The 20,445-nt window shown below is 32.9% G+C and carries 19 protein-coding genes and 1 riboswitch; of the genes, 5 read left to right on the top strand and 14 right to left on the bottom strand.

Features of this window, described 5'->3' with window-relative positions:
* Positions 1-14: 14 nt before the first annotated feature.
* From BLW23_RS08850 to BLW23_RS08835, 4 genes are all read left to right on the top strand, one after another.
* Complete coding sequence (locus BLW23_RS08850; RefSeq protein WP_093668931.1) at positions 15-446, top strand: SRPBCC domain-containing protein; 432 nt, start codon at positions 15-17, stop codon at positions 444-446.
* 79 nt (positions 447-525) lie between these two features.
* On the top strand, positions 526-3,168 hold the full coding sequence (locus BLW23_RS08845; RefSeq protein ID WP_093668929.1) for a T9SS type A sorting domain-containing protein: 2,643 nt from the start codon (positions 526-528) through the stop codon (positions 3,166-3,168).
* 391 nt (positions 3,169-3,559) lie between these two features.
* On the top strand, positions 3,560-4,699 hold the full coding sequence (locus BLW23_RS08840; RefSeq protein WP_143032132.1) for a hypothetical protein: 1,140 nt from the start codon (positions 3,560-3,562) through the stop codon (positions 4,697-4,699).
* Positions 4,689-4,904 carry a hypothetical protein gene (locus tag BLW23_RS08835; protein WP_093668925.1) on the top strand — a complete coding sequence of 72 codons (216 nt, stop codon included), beginning with the start codon at positions 4,689-4,691 and terminating at the stop codon, positions 4,902-4,904. The genes BLW23_RS08840 and BLW23_RS08835 overlap by 11 nt, the downstream gene beginning before the upstream one ends.
* An 8-nt stretch (positions 4,905-4,912) precedes the next feature.
* On the opposite strand, the gene moeB is transcribed toward BLW23_RS08835, so the two are convergent.
* From moeB to BLW23_RS08790, 9 genes are all read right to left on the bottom strand, one after another.
* Positions 4,913-5,968, bottom strand: a complete 1,056-nt coding sequence (gene moeB / locus BLW23_RS08830) for a molybdopterin-synthase adenylyltransferase MoeB (RefSeq protein WP_093668923.1) — start codon at positions 5,966-5,968, stop codon at positions 4,913-4,915.
* A gap of 54 nt (positions 5,969-6,022) precedes the next feature.
* Positions 6,023-7,135: a 2-iminoacetate synthase ThiH gene (thiH, locus tag BLW23_RS08825; protein WP_093668921.1), complete on the bottom strand. Its 1,113-nt coding sequence runs from the start codon at positions 7,133-7,135 to the stop codon at positions 6,023-6,025.
* 15 nt (positions 7,136-7,150) lie between these two features.
* Positions 7,151-7,918 carry a thiazole synthase gene (locus tag BLW23_RS08820; protein ID WP_093668919.1) on the bottom strand — a complete coding sequence of 256 codons (768 nt, stop codon included), beginning with the start codon at positions 7,916-7,918 and terminating at the stop codon, positions 7,151-7,153.
* A 24-nt stretch (positions 7,919-7,942) separates the two neighbouring features.
* Positions 7,943-8,584: a thiamine phosphate synthase gene (thiE, locus tag BLW23_RS08815; protein WP_093668917.1), complete on the bottom strand. Its 642-nt coding sequence runs from the start codon at positions 8,582-8,584 to the stop codon at positions 7,943-7,945.
* 79 nt (positions 8,585-8,663) lie between these two features.
* Positions 8,664-9,419 (bottom strand): hydroxymethylpyrimidine/phosphomethylpyrimidine kinase, encoded by a 756-nt coding sequence (locus BLW23_RS08810; protein ID WP_093668915.1) that lies wholly within the window; start codon positions 9,417-9,419, stop codon positions 8,664-8,666.
* Between the two features lie 3 nt (positions 9,420-9,422).
* Positions 9,423-10,025: a thiamine phosphate synthase gene (locus tag BLW23_RS08805; RefSeq protein WP_093668913.1), complete on the bottom strand. Its 603-nt coding sequence runs from the start codon at positions 10,023-10,025 to the stop codon at positions 9,423-9,425.
* A gap of 74 nt (positions 10,026-10,099) precedes the next feature.
* Complete coding sequence (thiC, locus tag BLW23_RS08800) at positions 10,100-11,959, bottom strand: phosphomethylpyrimidine synthase ThiC (protein WP_093668911.1); 1,860 nt, start codon at positions 11,957-11,959, stop codon at positions 10,100-10,102.
* Between the two features lie 42 nt (positions 11,960-12,001).
* Positions 12,002-12,202, bottom strand: a complete 201-nt coding sequence (gene thiS / locus BLW23_RS08795; RefSeq protein ID WP_093668909.1) for a sulfur carrier protein ThiS — start codon at positions 12,200-12,202, stop codon at positions 12,002-12,004.
* 67 nt (positions 12,203-12,269) lie between these two features.
* Positions 12,270-12,364: riboswitch (TPP riboswitch) on the bottom strand.
* Positions 12,365-12,613: 249 nt separating this feature from the next.
* Positions 12,614-12,943: a winged helix-turn-helix transcriptional regulator gene (locus tag BLW23_RS08790; RefSeq protein ID WP_093668907.1), complete on the bottom strand. Its 330-nt coding sequence runs from the start codon at positions 12,941-12,943 to the stop codon at positions 12,614-12,616.
* Positions 12,944-13,074: 131 nt separating this feature from the next.
* On the opposite strand from BLW23_RS08790, the gene BLW23_RS08785 reads away from it, so the two are divergent.
* Entirely contained in the window at positions 13,075-13,947 is an 873-nt protein-coding gene (locus tag BLW23_RS08785; RefSeq protein WP_093668905.1) for an MBL fold metallo-hydrolase, read from the top strand.
* Between the two features lie 61 nt (positions 13,948-14,008).
* On the opposite strand, the gene BLW23_RS08780 is transcribed toward BLW23_RS08785, so the two are convergent.
* The 5 genes from BLW23_RS08780 to carA all read right to left on the bottom strand — a co-directional run bounded on the left by BLW23_RS08780 (position 14,009) and on the right by carA (position 20,313).
* A complete protein-coding gene (locus BLW23_RS08780) occupies positions 14,009-14,962 on the bottom strand; it encodes an arginase (protein WP_093668903.1) in 954 nt (317 codons plus the stop codon).
* Between the two features lie 116 nt (positions 14,963-15,078).
* The gene (locus tag BLW23_RS08775) at positions 15,079-16,365 is read right to left on the bottom strand and encodes a citrate synthase (RefSeq protein WP_093668901.1); all 1,287 of its coding nucleotides are present in this window, start codon (positions 16,363-16,365) and stop codon (positions 15,079-15,081) included.
* Positions 16,366-16,715: 350 nt separating this feature from the next.
* Entirely contained in the window at positions 16,716-17,468 is a 753-nt protein-coding gene (locus BLW23_RS08770; protein ID WP_093668899.1) for a hypothetical protein, read from the bottom strand.
* 321 nt (positions 17,469-17,789) lie between these two features.
* On the bottom strand, positions 17,790-19,079 hold the full coding sequence (gene eno / locus BLW23_RS08765; RefSeq protein WP_093668897.1) for a phosphopyruvate hydratase: 1,290 nt from the start codon (positions 19,077-19,079) through the stop codon (positions 17,790-17,792).
* A gap of 127 nt (positions 19,080-19,206) precedes the next feature.
* Entirely contained in the window at positions 19,207-20,313 is a 1,107-nt protein-coding gene (carA, locus tag BLW23_RS08760; protein WP_093668895.1) for a glutamine-hydrolyzing carbamoyl-phosphate synthase small subunit, read from the bottom strand.
* Between the last annotated feature and the right edge of the window lie 132 nt (positions 20,314-20,445).

Below are 20,445 nucleotides of genomic sequence, written 5' to 3'. Positions count from 1 at the left end.
ATAATTAAAATATCATGACAAAAAACATCACTACTCAAATCATCATAAACACTCCCCCTGAAAAAGTGTGGAATACTCTAGTAAACACAGACTCGTATTCATTATGGAATCCTTTCATTAAAAAAATTGAAGGAGTTTTTAAAATTGGCAATACTATAACCGTAACTATTCAAAAGAACAAGTCTTCGAAAATGGTCTTTAAACCTATAATTCTTAACTACGTAAAGAATGAGCTCTTAATATGGAAAGGGAAATTACTTTTTAAAGGAATCTTCGATGGTGAACATTTCTTTAAATTAATAGACAATAACAATGGAACATGTACTTTTATCCATGGTGAAATTTTTAGTGGTTTTCTTATCAAGTATTTTGATTTATCCAATACCAAACAAGGCTTTGAATTAATGAATAATGCATTAAAAGTATACTGCGAACAAAAAGCGTAAACAGCTCTTTTTTATTATAAAGATCAAATTACTTTTTTTTATTTACTTTTATGGAATACAACCACTTACCCCTAACTCCATGAAAAAAAGATACTTTTTTATAGTTGTATTAACTATTTTATTTTCGACATGCAAAACCAAAGACAATTCAGAAATCACCAAACCTCTGAATAAATATAAAAAAGAAAAAAAAGATCATAACCCTGATAAAAATGCCATTTGGACACCCGAACAGGCCATTAGACATCAAAAAATATTAGAAAAAATTGGAGCCTCAAAGGTAAAATCACCCAAAAGAAACTTGAATTCGAATACTTATGCAAATGGAAAATTGAAGGGTAACTGGAAAAATCGAGGGCCAAAAAATATGCCCGGAGCATTTAAATTTGCGGAAATGCTTGACGGAACTGATGTTATTTATGGAGTAACCCATAATCACTATGTTGGTGAATATAACTCGAAATCTTATATTTTTAAAGGAACCGTTTATAATCCAGAAAGAGGTTCTGGCGGAGATGATTTTCAACTACTTACTGAAAACTGGCCCAATAGATACCAAAATTTATTTGCATTTGAGATTAACGGAGCTGTCAGGTTGATAGCTCATATTGAAAATGGCCCTTTGTATTTTTCTGATGATGACGGGCAAACTTGGGTACGTTCTAATGGCCTTCCCGACACACTTAAAAGTTCTATTGTTAACCGTCAGGATAATCATGTTGTTTATGTTACTGACAATCGTAAAATTTATTACTCGACCGACTTTGGGCAGAATTTCACTGAATTGAAAGATTTTGGTTCTTCTGAGAGTTCTTTTTTATACACGCCGCGCTATACTATTCAACAAGAAGCGAACTCTGTATATCTAGCAAGGTCTGGAAACTTTTATATGCTTAATGCAGCTAAAACAGATTTTGTTCTTAAAGGTTCCTATTCCTCGAATCATGGAGAAAATCAGTTTAGCATAGGAGGAGATAAAAGAGTACTTTATGTTACACAATCAAAAAACTACTGGGTGTCTACTGATAACGGGGTTAACTGGGTGGAAAAATTCCCTAAAGGAAATTGGTATGGCGATAGAACAGGAAAAATGTCTGCTGGAAAGTTCTTTTCTGCTCATCCAGAAAACCCAAATATTTCTTTGGGTGGATATGCACAACCTATCATATCCTTTGATAAATTAGATAATGCTCTTTCTACAACCAGTGGCTGGGGAAGATATCAAAATGGAACAAATTTAAATGCTCCCGATTATTACAATCGAATTCGTTTTAATTACCATCCTGATTTTCAAGCTTCACAATTTTTCTATAATAGCTCTGGCGATTTATTTAGTACTCGATGTTCCGATGGAGGTATCTTTGTCTCTTATAAAGAGTGGTTGGATTTTCCAGACGAAGGAACGGCTTTCAATAATAACGGTTATGAAAATTCCCATTATATTAACATCAACGTACTTCATACAATAAACCCATTAATTTATCGAAAAAACTTGTTTACGGGCATAAACAATCCGAACCACATATACTATAGTACTCAAGACCAAGGAAGTGGAAGTATCATTGAAGATACGAATGAAGATGTTCTTGATTTCTATCAAAGTATAGGTGGAGATGGCCCTCCAATAGATAGTTATGATGGAGAACATGCTTGGAAATGGCAAAGAGAGGGAAAAAAAGTATTTGCCCCTGTTAAAGTTTACTCTAACGCAGGCAACTTTCAATCAATCGGTCAAATTAACTCCCAATTCTCTAACGAAAATTCGATTAGTTTAACTAAAAATTCTGTCATGGGATGGATACAAACTTATATCGACAGAGATGAATCTGATAAAAGAATTTGGCTTTTATCCAGAGACCTAAAAAGAGTTGTTTGGAATAATGGATCATTAACTAGTCATATTGTTGATAAAGGAACAAATCATGTCGCAGCACTCGCCCAGGCAAAAAATACTCCTAACCATATTTACATGTTACAAGATGCAAAGGTTTTTAGTTCAAATGATCGAGGAGACACTTTCGATGAGGGTATTCAAACCCCATTTTCTAAAACAACAGAAGCTTGGGTTAGAGGTGATATAGGGAGTGGAATCGTGCTTCCTACTAACGATAATTGGATCCTTTTTTGTGGTCCGAGCAACAACGAGGTTGGATCAATTTTATCCAAAGATGGAGGACAATCCTGGATGGATGTTACTGGTATTTTCCCTAGTGGAATTGACGCTCAAACCAGTGGTTTGGTTGCATCTGACGACGGTAAATTCGTTTTCGCTGGTACGGACATTGGTCCATTTGCTTTTGATGTAGAAGAAGAAACTTGGTATTCAATAGCAGAGGGAATAGGCTTTTTTAATGCTATGGATGTTGATTATATTGCTTCAACAAATACCGTTCGTTTCGGTTCTTGGGGATCAGGAATACTAGATTTTTCAATAGAAGAAACCTCTTTAGGCACAGATAATTCCAGTCTTGTTGAAAGTTTCAATATTTATCCAAACCCTACCAAAAATCATGTATATCTTAATTTTAAAGATTCTTTTAAATCTGGATTAAATATTTCAATCATTTCCCTTGATGGGAAAAAAATATTGATGGAAAAAAGTGTGGTTTTTGAAAACAACATCGGTAAAATTGACGTGTCAAATCTTTCACAAGGTATCTATATTGTCCGATTGGAAAACGATGCTGGTTCCATAATATCTAAAAAACTTATCATCGAGTAACCTCAAATAAAATCCCCCTAAACAGGGGGATAAAATCTTAACTTCCTTTTTTACATTTTTAAATTTCACATTCTTTAAAAGAACTTAATTATAGTTACAACTGCGATAAACTCCATGGTTCACCGAAAGAATGATTGGAAACCTTTCTGCATAACTTCAATCGTAACCTATCAAAAATTGCAATTTATAATCATCTGATTCATGGCTATTTGCAATATCTACAAACATCCTGTGAAATTAATTCAATACATTTATTTTCAACAGATTAAAAACTAACAAAGTATTTTATTAAAAGATAAAATTGTTGAATTTTAGAGAACTTTTGGTTACTAAAGTTTATAGGAACATTTTTTATCTAACAATAAAAGCTCAACCAAACAAACCTATCATAATGAAAGAAGTTATATTACCTATCTTTCTTGTATTCGCTATATATTCAGTTAAAGGTCAAGATTTACCGACAACACCTGAGCCCGGAAAATGTTATGTGAAATATGTTACACCTGATGTTTATGAAAAACAACAGATTCAAATTAAGCTAACTCCTGCCTATAAAAAACTCGAGATCATACCTGCGAAGTATAATCAAGTAAAAGAAAAAGTTTTAGTAAAACCTGCTCATAATAGTAAAATTGATCTAGGATTGGATAGTTGGAAAATTGACACTATTTATTATCATGCTATTGAACCGACAAAAACTTTTAATATAATTCCTGCAACATTTTCCTATAACAAGGAAACTATTGAAATAAAGGCAGCTAGCGCCAAATGGAGTTCTCAAGAACCCGAATATAGTTGCTCTTCAGAAAAGTCAGGGGATCGAAATTATTGGTGTTATGTGTCGACACCGGCTAAATATGAAACATTTGATGTGAAAATTTTATCAAATGACTCAAAAAAAGAGGTTGTAGAAACACCCGCTCAAAAAAAGTTTTATATCAAATACTCTTTGAAGCGTTCAGTTTCAAACAATGAAGAACTCGATATTCCTCCTACATACCAAACAATTGTAAAAAACATAACCTATGAAAAATCAAGAGTGAAGGAAAAAAATATTCCTGCCACTTATAAAACTATTGTAAAGGATGTATTGGTTCAAAAGGGCGGTTTAACTAGCTGGAAAGCTGTTGAATGCGAACTTGTTTATAACGAAAACTTTTTTACCAAATATAAAAAGTTCTATGAAGACACTCCTCCTTATGATCAAACTGTTATTGAATATCCCATAAATAGTAAATGTAGTGTTGGAGATGATTTCTTCAGAGGAAAACTAAAAAATTACCGGTATTATCATCCCGATGGAATACTTTACTTTTATAAGGATGTCGATTTAATAGAAACCAGATTTAAAGATTTTTATCTTATTGAAGTTTTCTCTGTGGACCTCTCGAAAAAAGGGCAATTAAAATTTAATGTTAAGTATTTTAAAAGTCCTAATAGAACTTTGAGTAATCCTGCCAGAACTGATCTTTCTAAAAACAATTTCGAACCTTTACGAACCGAACTAAAAAAATGTATTAATGGAAAATAAATTTAGAAATAAATTAGCAGTTATTACCTTAGTTTCTTGCTTTTCAATATTGGCATTTATTATCATTTATCCCTTTGTTACCACTCTAGACGGTCATGCCGCAACGGAAAACATATTATTTAAAACTTTAAATAGCGCTACGTCCTTCTTTTCGGGAATAATAGGGGTTGTAATTGGTTATTATTTTAGCAATAAAAATGAATGACCAACTAACTAACCTACTCCATTATTTAGGTTAATGCATATCATGTCGACATTTTTCTCTTTCAAAAATGAAATCGCCGCTTTACTCCTTATTCCAGATTTGCAATAAACTACTACTGGTTTATCATGTTTAAGCTCCTTATATCGTACAGATAATTCTCCCAATGGGATATGCTGCCCACCAATATGCGATGTTTCTCGTTCCCAATATTCTCTTACGTCTAATAGATTATATTTTTCTTTTTCAGCTTCTAATTCAACCAAGCTTATTTCAATTTCTGCCGTTTTAATTCCACAAAAAAAATCATAATCATCTTCCAATTGTTCCACCTCAGCACTCTCTGTTCTTTCGAACTTCAAAGTCATTTGACGCATACTTAAAGTATCAAACATAAATAACTTATTCGTCAAAACCTCTCCCACTCCACAAATAATCTTAATAGCCTCATTTGCCTGTAAACTTCCTATAATTCCTGGTAACACACCAAGTACTCCGATTTCTGAGCAATTAGGAGATTCGTCTGGTTTCGGCGGAGTCGGATACAAACATCGGTACGTTGCACTCTCTTCATAATTAAATACACTTACTTGCCCTTCAAATTTAAAAATAGCCCCATATACCAAAGGTTTATTGGTTAAAACGGCGGCATCGTTAGTCAAGTATCGAGTTGCGAAATTATCACTACCATCGATTATTACGTCATACATTTCGAAAAGAGAAAGTGCATTTTCTTTTGTTAATCGCTCTTTATAAACATTAAACTTTATAAAAGGGTTTAACCTCGACAATCTTTTCTTCGCAGTCTGTGCCTTTGATTTCCCAATATCATCGAAGCTATACAATATTTGTCGTTGCAGATTACTTTGATCGATAACATCTTCATCAATAATTCCTAAAGTTCCTACTCCAGCGGCAGTCAAATACTGTAAAATTGGACAACCTAGGCCTCCTGCTCCAATAACTAAAACCTTAGATTGTTTTAATTTTAACTGACCGTCCTCTCCTATTTTATCTAGAATTAAATGTCGATTATATTGTTTAAGTTCTTCCTTTGTGAACATTATATTAAGCTTTTAATTTCTGGGTGTCTTTTCTAAATTTTAAATAACTAAGGTTAATTATTTAAAATGCTCCCAGTCTTTCCAAACAACCTCTAATCCTTGTTGTTTTAGCATAGACACAATTTCTTCTGTGCTCCTTTCATCAGAAATTTCAAACTGCTCTAATGACTGAGGTGCTACACTATAACCTCCAGGATTTGTTTTAGATTCGGCACTGATAGAAGTCGCTCCTAAATTAACAATATTATTTCTAAAGATTTCACTTTCTCTAGTCGACATTGATAATTCCAAATCTTCATCCAACAAGCGAAAAGCACAAATTAATTGTACTAGATCTTTGTCTTTCATTTCTACTTTAGGCTCAAGTCCTCCGGAATGAGGACGCAATCTTGGAAAAGAAATAGAATATTTTGTTTTCCAGTAATTTTTTTGCAAATATTTTAAATGCAATGCAGTGAAAAAACTATCTACTCTCCAATCCTCTAGCCCAAACAATGCTCCCAAACCGATTTTATGAATTCCCGCTTTACCCAACCTATCTGGTGTCTCTAATCTGTAGTAAAAATTGGACTTCTTCCCTTTTGGATGATGTTTTTTATACTCTTGCTCGTGATAAGTTTCTTGATACACTAAAACAGCATACAAACCACTCTCTATCAACGACTCATATTCCTCTTGATCTAAAGGCTGAACTTCAATGGTTATGTTCGAGAATTTAGATCGAATAAGTTCTACTGCATTTTTTATATAGTCAACTCCTACGGTTCTATTAGCTTCCCCTGTTACTAGCAATATATGATCATATCCTTTCTCTTTTAAAAAACTAACCTCTTGTAATATCTCTGCATCAGTTAATGTACGTCTCGGAATCTTATTCGTAAAACTGAATCCACAGTACGTACAAATGTTTTGACATTCATTGCTAAGGTACATTGGAGCGTACATTTGAATTGTATTCCCAAAACGTTTTTTTGTTAGCATTCTACTCATCTGTGCCAACTGTTCTAAAAACGGCTTGGCGGCAGGAGATATTAAAGCCTTAAAATCTTCTAAGTCTCTTTTCTGCTTTCCTAATGCATACAGAACATCTTCTTGAGTTTTTGTTAAAATACTCGAAAGAGTTTCGTCCCAATTATATTGATCGAATATATCTCTAAAAGAATTATCCATTATTAAATGAATCTTTTAATTTAAAAAACTTGTTAATGGGCTGCTTGCTTCTGCTTGTTTTTTTACAGGTGCCAATTTCGCTTCATAAGCCATTCTTCCAGCTTCAACTCCCATTTTAAACGCCTTTGCCATTTCTACCGGATTTTGAGATACCGCAATGGCTGTATTTACCAATACTGCATCTGCTCCTAGTTCCATGGCATGTGCTGCATGTGATGGAGAACCGATCCCCGCATCCACAACCACTGGTACATTTGATTGTTCTATAATAATCTCAAGAAATTCTAATGTCTTTAAGCCTTTGTTACTTCCTATTGGCGCTCCAAGGGGCATTACACACTGAACACCTACTTCTTCCAATCGCTTACATAAAACAGGGTCAGCATGGATATATGGCATTACTACAAAACCTTTTTTTACCAATTGCTCAGCGGCATTCAATGTTTCAATTGGATCTGGTAATAAATACCTAGGATCAGGATGAATTTCTAATTTAACCCAATTTGTTTCTAATGCTTCACGAGATAACTCTGCTGCAAAAACTGCTTCCTTAGCCGTTCTTACCCCTGAAGTATTAGGTAATAAATTAATTCTAGAATGCCCTAAATGAGTTAAAATATCATCTTCTTCATTTTGAACATCTACTCTTTTTAAAGCAACAGTTATTAATTCACTTTCAGAAACCAATAACGCATCTCTCATTAATTGAGATGAGCTAAATTTTCCAGTTCCCGTAAATAATCGAGAGTTAAATGTTTTATCTGCTATTTTTAATGTTGTCATGATTTTATTTAAAAAAGTTTAATACTAGCTAAACTTATATACTTTTTCCATTGTACTTCCTCCTTTTAGAAGCGTGTGAAACGCAGGAATTGTACTAAAACTTTGAGTTATTTCGGAAGATACAGCCACTCCATGTATTCCTGTTTTTAATAAAAGAGAAACATCTTTTAACGTTACTCCTCCTATTGCTACAATTGGTATTTCTTTAGCCAACTCTTCGACAATTAGTTGATAGCCTTGTATCCCCAATACTGGACTTAAATCTTTCTTTGTTTCGGTAAATCTAAAAGGTCCTAAACCAATATAGTTTACACCTTTTTTAACTAGTTCTTTACAATCTTCTAACGTATTGGCTGTACCACCAACAGTATACATCTTTCCCAAATATTTTTTCGCTACTAAAGGACAAGTATCCTTCTTACCTAAATGAACACCATCGGCCGTAACTTCTTTTGCTATTTGATAATAATCGTTTATTATTAATCGAGTTTGAAAATGATTTGTAATGGCCCTTGCTTCTTTTGCTATTTCTAAAATAGTTTGCTCATCAACATTCTTTAATCTAAGTTGAATCCACTCTGCACCATAAGAACAGGCCTTTTGTAAATTTTCTATATGTCCCTCTGGGGTATTCCCTTGCGTTATATATTGTAGTTTACTAATCATTTCGTTTTATGTAGTTTAGTTGTTATTGTTGTTTGTTGTTTGTTGTTTGTTGTTTTTCTCTAATCAGTCAATTATTAACTTAAATATATTTATGCCTTCCCAAAAGGGAAGTATCTGAGTTAAGATATTCTTCTATGTATTTTTTTACATTTCTACTTTTATCTTCTATAGGTAGGTTATTGTAAAAATTTGCTGCAAGTGCTGCTGACAAAACGCATCCACTTCCGTGTTTTTGATGTACAGATTTAGAAATAGGAGGAATATTTACCATAACAATTTTACTATGATACACCTCATCCCATCCTTTCTTATCTTTTCTATGCCCTCCTTTTAAATAAATATTGGTTTTTTGAGCAATGAGATCAATGGTATCTTCCACTGTTTTTTCTGAAAATAACGCCTTTATTTCATCATAATTAGGTGTTATGAAATCACAGAGATTTAATACCTCATTAAATGTTTCATAGTTCTTCTCTGAATGAAAATTAAATCCTGCACTTGCCTTTAATATAGGATCTAACACAATTACAATCTGAGGGTTTAGTTTTTTAAGTATCTTTTGAATCCTAAGTAGAACTTCCCATGATTCTATAATTCCAATTTTGACTATTGGTATTTCAAATCTTTCAAACAAGGTTTCAATCTGCTGAATTATCACTGCTTCTCCTATCCAAACACAATTCCTGAAATCAACATCGTTTTGAACAGTAACTGCTGTACAAACTGAAAGTCCATACAATCCAAACGATTCGAATGTTTTGATATCAGAAGTAATTCCTGCTCCACTCGAAGGGTCAAGCCCTGCTATTGTAAGTATGTACTTTTTATCATCCATATTTTAGCTACTAACACTCATTTCAAAAACATTCTTTATTTTCTGAAAACTTTCAATAGGGTTTTCTGCATTCCAAACTCCTCCAAGAACACCAACACCTTTAAATCCTAATTCTAAAGTTCTTTCTATTGTTGAATGATTTATTCCGCCCATCCCTATAATTGTTCGATTGATATGATTTACATCAAATCCTTTTCCTTTATATCCTGATTTTGATATTGAAGAAAATACTGGGCTTAATAAATGATAATCAAAATTAACTGAGCAATTATGCAATATTTCTGGCTCGTGAAAAGAACTGCTTACAGATTTCCCCTTACATTTAAAGCTTTCAACATATTCCTGTAAATGAACTTTCAAATCAACTCTAGGTTGCTCCTGTAAATGAACTCCTTTCAAATTAAATTCATTAAGTAATTCATGAAAATAGTGTACAACAATCCTATTATGATATTTTTTATCAATAGCCTTCAAATATTCTGAATGCTCTTCGTATCCTTTAAATGGTTTTCTTAAATGGTAGTTGGTTAAACCTGCCTCAAATAATTGATGTAAAATCTCTATTTCATTTTCTACATCTTTCTCTGGGGCTATTAAAATAATCATATGTTTCACTTTAAATTATGAATTACGAATTTAAAAATGTTAACATTCGTAATTCATAACTATCATTTTATATTCTATAAATAAACCTCCGAACCTTTTGCTTTAAATTCTTCTGATTTTTCCTTCATTCCCTCTGATATAGCAGCTTCTGATTCCAATTCTTTCTTAGCCGCGTAATCACGAACTTCCTGAGATATTTTCATTGAACAGAATTTAGGGCCGCACATTGAGCAGAAATGAGCTATTTTTGCGCCTTCCGCTGGTAATGTTTCATCATGATATTCTCTTGCCAACTCTGGATCTAAACTCAAGTTAAACTGATCTTCCCATCGAAATTCAAAACGAGCTTTACTTAAAGCGTCATCTCTATGTTGTGAACCTGGATGTCCCTTTGCCAAATCAGCAGCGTGAGCAGCTAATTTATAAGTTACTACCCCAGTACGTACATCATCTTTATTTGGTAAACCTAAATGTTCTTTTGGAGTTACATAACACAACATTGCCGTACCGTACCATCCTATCATCGCTGCTCCAATTCCTGAAGTAATATGATCATATCCTGGAGCGATATCAGTAGTTAATGGACCTAAGGTGTAAAATGGAGCTTCACCACAGGCCTCCAATTGCTTATCCATATTTGCCTTTATCATGTGCATAGGAACGTGACCTGGACCTTCAATAAAGCATTGAACTTCGTGCTTCCAAGCTATTTTTGTTAACTCTCCTAATGTTTCTAATTCAGCAAATTGTGCTTCATCATTAGCATCTGCAATACTACCTGGGCGTAAACCATCTCCCAAAGAAAATGCAACATCGTACGATTTAAGAATTTCACAAATCTCTTCAAAATGAGTATATAAAAAGCTTTCTTTATGATGTGCCAAACACCATTTTGCCATTATAGATCCTCCACGAGATACAATTCCAGTAATACGTTTTGCTGTCATTGGAACATATGCTAACCTAACCCCAGCATGAATTGTAAAATAATCAACTCCCTGTTCAGCTTGCTCTATTAACGTGTCTCTAAAAATTTCCCAAGTTAAATCCTCAGCTACTCCATTTACTTTTTCCAAAGCCTGATAAATAGGAACCGTTCCTATAGGTACTGGTGAATTACGAACAATCCATTCTCTAGTTTCGTGAATGTTTTTACCAGTAGATAAATCCATGATATTGTCCGCTCCCCATCGACAAGCCCAAACAGCTTTTTCAACTTCTTCTTCAATAGACGATGTTGTTGCTGAGTTACCAATGTTTGCATTTATCTTTACCAAAAAGTTTCTTCCTAAAATCATAGGCTCTGCTTCTGGGTGATTTATATTTGATGGAATAACAGCTCTTCCTCTTGCTATTTCTTCTCTAACAAATTCAGGAGTTATCTTCTCTGGTATACTTGCTCCAAAATCTAGTCCAGGATGTTGCTTAGAAAGAAGTGTCATTTCATCAATTCGTTGATTCTCTCGAATCGCTACATATTCCATTTCAGGTGTAATGATCCCTTTTTTTGCATAATGCATTTGAGAAACATTCTTTCCTTTTTTAGCTCTTTTCGCTTTATGTTTTAAATTGAATCTCAAATGATCCAGTTTTTCATCATTTAAACGCTCATTACAGTATTCAGAAGTAAACTTACTAAGTTCTTCAACATCACCTCGATCAATAATCCATTGTTCTCTGATACGCTCTAATCCATTGTGTACATTTATTTCCATGTTTGGATCGGTATATGGCCCTGAGGTATCATAAACAGTTACAGATTCATTTTGAGTTCTTTTTTTTGTAATTGAATCCACTGTATCGTGTAACTCAATTTCTCTCATCGCTACTTTAATGTGTGGATGTATTTTTCCAGGAACATAAATCTTTTTAGAATTCGGGAACGGATTTCTCGTCACACCGTTTTGTTTTGGGGCTGTATCTTTTTTCTTCATTATAAGATTATTAGTTTTTGTCAAGTTTATATTTATAGAAAATTATCCTCCCTGAGTAGATCGGATGATTAATACATTATCGTTACTTTGAAGTTTATGATTGATCCAATCATCTTTTTTTACAACACTATTATTGATGGCGATGGCAATTCCATTATCAGAGATTTTTAATTCTCCAACAAGCTCTTTAACTGTTAAATTACTTGAAATTTCTTTTTGAGTCTCGTTTACTTTTATAAGCATTGAATGAATATTTTAAGCAAACTATAGAAGTTAAATAGATTTTATTCAACCTATTTATTTGAGTGAGTTTATCTTCACAACTTTTCCCTACGTTGGTGTTAACCATATCAGGTTCTAAGGATATTTCTCAAGCTAGTAATCTAGCTACTCCTAAAGTTTACAAGTACAAATATAAGCCTTTATTAAATGAATTACATTCTTTTCTTCTGGATTTTCTATTACTCCAACCTAAAAAAATGAATTACCAGAACTCAAAAACAAAACAAACTCATGTTTTTCAATACATTAAATATCTATAAAACAAAAAACTTAGAAATCACGACAAACATTACAGAGAAATCATATGTGAATCTTTAGGTAAAGATCCTTTATCATTTAATCAAGTCTACTCAAGGCTATTATTTTTGGTTTTCAATTTATATTATCCGTTGTACCTTCGAATTTCACACCCCATTCATATAAAGGTTTAAGGGCATTCATTAATTCCATACCTAGTTCAGAAATAGAATATTCAACTTTAGGGGGAATTTCAGGGTATACTTTTCTTATAATAATACCTGAATCTTCAAGGCTTCTCAATTGATTTGTTAGTACTTTTTCCGAAATATTCGTGCAAGAAGCTTTAATACGTCCATATCTCAGCGGTCCTTCCAATAACCTAACCAAAATAAACAGCTTCCATTTGCCACTAATAATATTTACTGCAGTATCTAAAGGGCAATATGTGATTTTTTTTTGCATTTTTTTATTTGATAAATAATTGATAAACAAAAAGACTAACTAAAAGGTACGTTAAACACCAAAAAGTAACGTATTGTTTAAGTACTTATTGGAGCTTAGTTTTGTCGGTAAATAACAAAATTAAACCAATAATGAAGAAAAGATCTCTTTTATGTCTATTTATTTTTATCATTTACTTTTCATGTCAGAACACAAAACAAATACTAAATTCGAATAAATCTCAAACCTCTATACGTTTTATTAGACAAGCCACTTTTATACTGACCATAAATTCAAAAAGACTTCTTGTCGATCCTGTTTTATCTAAAAAAGGAGAACTAGAACCTATTCCTTTTTCAAACAATAATCGAAACCCACAAAATGAATTACCAATATCTACTGACGAAATAATAAATAGTTCAGATGCTATTCTTATTACACACTATCATCCAGATCACTTTGATATAGCCTCCGAAAAGCTTATCCCTAAGGATAAAAAAATATTTTGTCAACCTTATGATCTAAAAATGATTCTATCCAAAGGCTTCACAAATGTTAAAAGCATTGATAAGGAAACTTTTTGGGGTGATATTAAAATAAATCGATTCGAAGTGCATCATCATGAAGGAGCTACGGGAACACCTCCTTTCGGAGAATCTTCTTCATTTTCCATATCTAACAAGAACAAAAGTATATTTATTACTGGAGATGCTATATTGGATTCTTATTTAAAAAATGCTTTACTAAATATTTCTCCTGACTTTATTGTTGCAAATACAGGTGAGTGCAGTTTTTCTCAAGTAAACCCTGTATTATCTCCTGGAATAACCATGACCCTCACAAAAGAGGAGCTTATTACAATTGCTAAAGAACATCAAAATGCAGTTATTATTCCCATGCATATGGATGCTATTAACCATTGCAGTTTATCTAAAGAAAGTTTAAAAGAACATGTTAAATTTCAAGTAAAAAGTATTAAAAGTAGATTTCAAATACCTTTTGAAGGCGAAACTATTAAATTATAATGAATATTCATTTCAAAAAAAAAGTCTTGTTAAACACAAGACTTTTTTAATTTTTTATTTTTTAGAGATTTTCAATCTCCTGAGTAATTGAATCTAACACATCAAAAGCCGTTTCAGCCATTTTATTCCCTTTGTTGTCTAATAAAGGATTTACTTCAACTAGCTCCAGACAGGCTACCTTTGTACTTTTTAGTAACAATTTAATGATTTCTATCACCTCAAACTGATCAAATCCTTTAGACACAGGTGTTCCTGTACCGTAAGAAATCATATCGCAATCCATTGCATCTACATCAAAAGATACATATAAAACATCACAGTTACTTAATTTCTCTAATGCTTCATTAACACAAACGTCAATTCCCCTGTGACGAGATTCGGCAACCATATAATTTTTGATTCCGAATTTTTCCATTTGCTTATCTTCAGGCATCTCTGTGTCACGAACACCAAAAAACACGATATCTTCTCCTAACACTTTTTGTCCAGGAGTACCAATATTTTTCATTCTATCCCAAAACTCTGAAGTTTCTCTATCGATATCGTTTATTTGACAATCTAAATTATCATCCGCAATTACGGCCGCCAAAGGCATACCATGAATATTTCCAGAAGGAGAGGTGTATGGTGAATGTAAATCTCCATGAGCATCAATCCATATAACCCCAACTCTTTTTGTAGGGTTCGCAGCTTTTACACCACTTATAGTTCCTAACGCAGATGAATGGTCACCTGATATTACCACGGGAAACTTTCCTTCTTGAAGATTTACTTTTACATGATTTGAAAGTCGTTTACATTGATTGAAAACATTTTCAATTCGTTTCGCAAAAGAATTATTTTTCTTATCGTAAATAGATTCATTTTCTGTAATTACATCTTCAAAATCATATCTATCGAAATAATTACTTCCTTTATTAATGGCTGCTATTTCAATAGCATCAATTCCCATATCAGAACCCCGCGTTCCTGCTCCAATATCAGATCGGTTTTTAATTATTTTAATTTCCTTCATCTCTAAAATTTTAAAACTTATTGAAGTCGATGAAAATGATTTAATCTTTTCTTTTCTCTCTTCAATAAAAAAATGCCATTTAAATATTTAAATGACATTCGGTTATTGGTTATTTTTTATCTGTCCTCTAACTTAACAAATGATCTTTCGTTTGCTCCTGTATAAACCTGACGAGGTCTACCGATAGGCTCTTTACGTAACCTCATTTCTCTCCACTGCGCTATCCAACCTGGTAAACGCCCAAGTGCAAACATAACTGTAAACATTTCAACAGGTATTCCCATTGCTCTATAAATTATCCCTGAATAGAAATCTACGTTTGGATATAATTTTCTATTTACAAAGTACTCATCACTTAAAGCTTCTTTTTCCAATCCTTTTGCTATATCTAAAACAGGATCTTCAACACCTAAATCTGCTAAAACTTCATCTGCTGCTTTTTTTATTATTCTTGCTCTTGGATCAAAGTTTTTATAAACACGGTGTCCGAATCCCATTAAACGGAAAGGATCTTCTTTATCTTTCGCTTTCCCCATATATTTTTTAGTATCTCCTCCATCTGCCTTAATTCCTTCTAACATTTCTAAAACCGCTTGGTTCGCGCCTCCGTGTAAAGGCCCCCAAAGCGCAGAAATACCTGCTGCTATTGATGGAAATAAACCAGCATGAGAAGATCCTACAATCCTTACTGTTGAGGTTGAACAATTTTGTTCATGATCAGCGTGTAAAATTAGAAGTTTATCTAACGCATTTAACAAGATAGGATTTATATCATACTCGTCGTTAGGTTTTTGGAACATCATTGTTAAGATATTTTCAACATATCCTAATTTACGAGAACCGTAATGTAAAGGCATTCCTGTCTTCTTGCGCATAGACCAAGCAACTAAAACTGGAAATTTCCCCATTATCTTCACAATTGCATTATACATTTCTTCTTCTGAATCAACATTTACAGAAGTAGGATTAAATGCAGTTAGTGCAGAAGTTAATGAAGATAAAATTCCCATCGGGTGTGCATTCTTTGGAAATGCATCTAATATTTTTTTAATGTCATCATCTACTATAGCATTATCTAATATATCATTATAGAATTTATCTAACTGCTCCTTCGTAGGTAATTCACCAAAAATTAATAAATAAGCAACTTCCAAGAAATCTGCTTTTTCGGCCAATTCTTCAATTGAATACCCTCTATATCTTAAAATACCTTTTTCTCCGTCAAGAAATGTTATAGCACTTTGGCAAGAACCTGTGTTTTTGAAACCTGGATCAATTGTAACTACTCCTCCAGTTGCACCTCTAAGAGTTTTTATATCAATTGCAGTTTCATTTTCCGCCCCTTTTACCAAAGGAAACTCATATATGCTTTCGCCAATTTGTAATTTTGCTATATCTGACATTTTGTATCTTAATTTTTTATAATTGTAGTCATTTGCGAAGATACCATTTTTTATAAAATTTTGAAAGATGCGACGAATAGATTTTTATCATTTTCAGATAACATCTTTTTATAATTATTAGACATAAAAAAGCCCTGGTAAATAAAGTCTAAAAATATACTTTCCTAGAATCAAATAAATTAATCTTATAAATAAATTCTCTTCTTAATAAATTCGATATTTCATCTAACCTAGTAATTTTTACAACAATTATTTAAAAGTAAAAGATCGCTGAAAGTTAATTTTCAGCGATCCTGAATTATTTCAAACAATAACAATCCAATATCTTAATTAAAATTTAAGTTAAACGGTTAGTTAGTATATCTTTTTGTTCCATATTTTCTAACTAAATCTTCGTTTTTATTTCCTGAAAGATCCGCTATAAATCTCACTGTTTTCATCGAATTTTCAACGGATATTCCATAAGGACTAGAAAACGGATTCATTGGGAATCCAATCATATAGACGAGAGAACTTCCTGGTGTTAATGTTCTCTTTGCTTCTGGTACATCATGAAACACCAATCGAGCTATATAGTAGGAATCTGCACCATTCCCAAGCGGAACTTCAACAAAATCTTGCTGAGGATGCCCATGACCATCAACATTGTTTAAAATAGAAACATGTCTTTCTCCACTGGTATTTTTTGGACCTACAAACATGAAAACCGCCGCGTCAACATGCATTGATTCTTGCGAACGGTTTGTAAATGTGTATTTATATCGTTTATACCAAGATCCACCTGTACTACTTACTTCTAAAGTAAGTGATACATTTGAAACATAATCCTTGAAATCATTCAGTTCATCTAATACAGGATTTGGTCCAGTTAAAGTATGATCTCCCGGGATAGGAATCGATTCGCCCCAAATCTCGTAATTCACTGGCCATGGTACCTGATCAAAGGCATCTGGTCCATTAAATAATAAATTTTTGTAATTCGTATCTTTTTCTATTGATTTATTCAATAAAGATTGAGGTAATATATTCTCATCTTCATTTCCCGAACATGAAGCCAGGTAAATAAATCCGCTTATTAAAAAGTATCTTAGAAAGGTTTTCATTATATTGTTTTTTTGTTAATTCATATTAAAGTGGATTGATTGTTCGTTATAATTTACAATACACCTATTCTATAAAGAAATATTCTATCTTAACAACACCAAAAAAAACACAGTCAACGCAAAAACAAACACAAAACACTAACAAACAAGTACTTAAACCCTAATATTTCAATTAAAAGTTCACAACTACACTAATTATTTTAATCTCATTACTCTTCTTTAACAACTGTAAAAAACAAAAAAGACCTCAGAAACCTATTTTCTGAGATCTAAAATTCCATTCTTGTTAGAAAAAAACCTTGCTTTGAAATTTTTCTATTTTTATTTTACTTTAAGAGCTCGTTCTTGTGGATAATAAGCAACATCTCCTAACTGCTCTTCAATACGTAACAATTGATTGTATTTTGCCATACGATCAGAACGTGATGCAGAACCCGTTTTTATTTGACCTGTATTTAACGCAACGGCTAAATCTGCAATAGTATTATCTTCTGTTTCACCAGATCTGTGACTCATTACAGAAGTATATCCTGCGTTATGTGCCATGTTTACAGCTGCAATCGTTTCTGTTAAAGTACCAATTTGATTAACTTTAATTAGAATAGAATTAGCGATACCATTCGAAATACCATGAGATAAACGTTCTACATTTGTAACGAATAAATCATCTCCTACCAACTGTACTTTATCTCCAACTTTTTCCGTTAATGATTTCCATCCGTCCCAATCATTCTCATCCATTCCGTCTTCAATAGAAATAATTGGATATTTCCCAGCCAACTCAGCTAAATAAGAAGCTTGTTCTTCTGAAGTTCTAACGGCTCCTTTGTCTCCTTCAAACTTCGTATAGTCATATTTTCCGTCAACATAAAATTCTGCCGCAGCACAATCTAATGCGATCATAACTTCTTCTCCGAATTTATATCCTGCATTTCTTGTTGCCAAAGCTATTGTTTCAATAGCATCCTCAGTTCCTTCTAAAGTAGGTGCAAAACCTCCTTCGTCTCCAACTGCTGTTGAAAGATTTCTATCGTGTAATACTTTCTTTAAATTGTGAAATATCTCAGAACCAATTTGCATCGCTTCTGTGAAATTTTTAGCTTTAATTGGCATTACCATAAACTCTTGAAAAGCAATAGGTGCATCAGAGTGAGATCCTCCATTAATAATGTTCATCATTGGAACAGGAAGTGTATTTGCAGAAACCCCTCCTACATAGCGATATAAAGGTAATCCCAATTCGTTTGCCGCTGCTTTTGCTGCTGCTAAAGACACCCCTAAAATTGCATTTGCTCCTAATTTAGACTTGTTTGGAGTACCGTCTAAATCAATCATGGTTTTGTCGATTATGTTTTGTTCAAAAACAGAAACGCCTAAAAGCTCTTGAGCAATAAGTGTATTTACATTTTCTATTGCTTTTGAGACACCTTTTCCCATATATGAATCTCCTCCATCACGCAATTCTACGGCTTCATGTTCTCCAGTTGATGCTCCTGAAGGAACTGCTGCTCTACCCACAACTCCATTTTCAGTAGTTACATCTACCTCTACAGTAGGATTCCCTCTTGAATCAAAAATTTGACGTGCATGGATGTTGATTATAATACTCATAGTGTTAATTTGTTAGTAATTTCTGGTAGCCAAGTTACAAAATACTACCCTTTAATTCTTTTAATTTATAATGATTCTGCGAAAACGTTGTCAAAGTAAAATTCCCACTGTTTAGTGGGAATTATTCTTATTTTGTTTTCTTAATATTTTCAATGAACTGGTCAAATAAATACTCTGCATCATTTGGTCCAGGACTCGCTTCAGGGTGATACTGAACTGAAAAAACATTTTTGTTTTTCATCTTAATACCTGCCACTGTATTATCATTTAAATGAACATGTGTAATTTCAACATCAGGATGTGCTTCAGTTTCTTCTCTATTGATAGCAAAACCATGGTTTTGAGAAGTTATTTCTCCTTTTCCTGTTATTAAGTTTTTCACGGGATGATTAATTCCTCTATGCCCATTATGCATTTTATAAGTAGAAATTCCATTTGCTAGGGCTATTACTTGATGTCCTAAACAAATTCCAAATAACGGTAAATCTTTCTCTATAATTTGTTTTGCAGTATTCTGAGCGTCTACTAGAGGTTCTGGATCACCAGGGCCATTAGAAATAAAATAACCGTCAGGATTAAATGAGTTCAAATCTTGGAAACTTGAGTTATAAGGATATACTTTAATATAAGCTCCTCTTTTAGCTAAGTTTCTTAATATATTTTTCTTAATACCGATATCAAGCGCTGATATCTTAATTGGTGCATCTTCTTCTCCTATGAAATAAGGTTCTTTTGTTGATACTTTAGATGCCAACTCCAATCCTTCCATGCTAGGAACCTCTTGCAATTGCTTCTTTAATTCTTCAACATTATCAACTTGAGTAGAAATAACCGCATTCATAGCCCCATTGTCTCTAATATAAGAAACTAATGCTCTTGTATCAACATCTGATATTGCAACTAAATTGTGTTTTTCAAACCAGTCTTTTAAGTTTCCTTCAGAGTCAGGTCTTGAGTGTGTGAAGCTAAAATTTCTACAGATTAAACCAGAAATTTTAATTCCATCAGATTCTACTTCTTGACTATTGACACCGTAGTTTCCAATATGAGCATTGGTTGTAACCATTAATTGTCTGAAATACGAAGGATCCGTAAAAATTTCTTGGTAGCCCGTCATCCCAGTATTGAAACAAATCTCTCCAGTTGCTGTTCCTTCAATTCCAACAGATTTACCGTAAAAAATTGTCCCGTCAGCTAATAATACTAAAGCCTGTTTTCTTTGTTGATACTTCATCTTTACTATATTAATTCTATTTACTCATTAAATAAATCATGCAAAAGTACTAATTAACGAGTTTAATAATCAACACTTTTTATCTTTTTTTAAGTAAATAAGTCCTAAAATTAAGAAGATCACCTTTCAACA

It is taken from the genome of Tenacibaculum sp. MAR_2009_124 (genome assembly GCF_900105455.1).
Lineage (GTDB): Bacteria > Bacteroidota > Bacteroidia > Flavobacteriales > Flavobacteriaceae > Polaribacter.
Note: the sequence above shows the minus strand (reverse complement) of the source record. Positions and strands in the feature narration are given on the sequence as shown.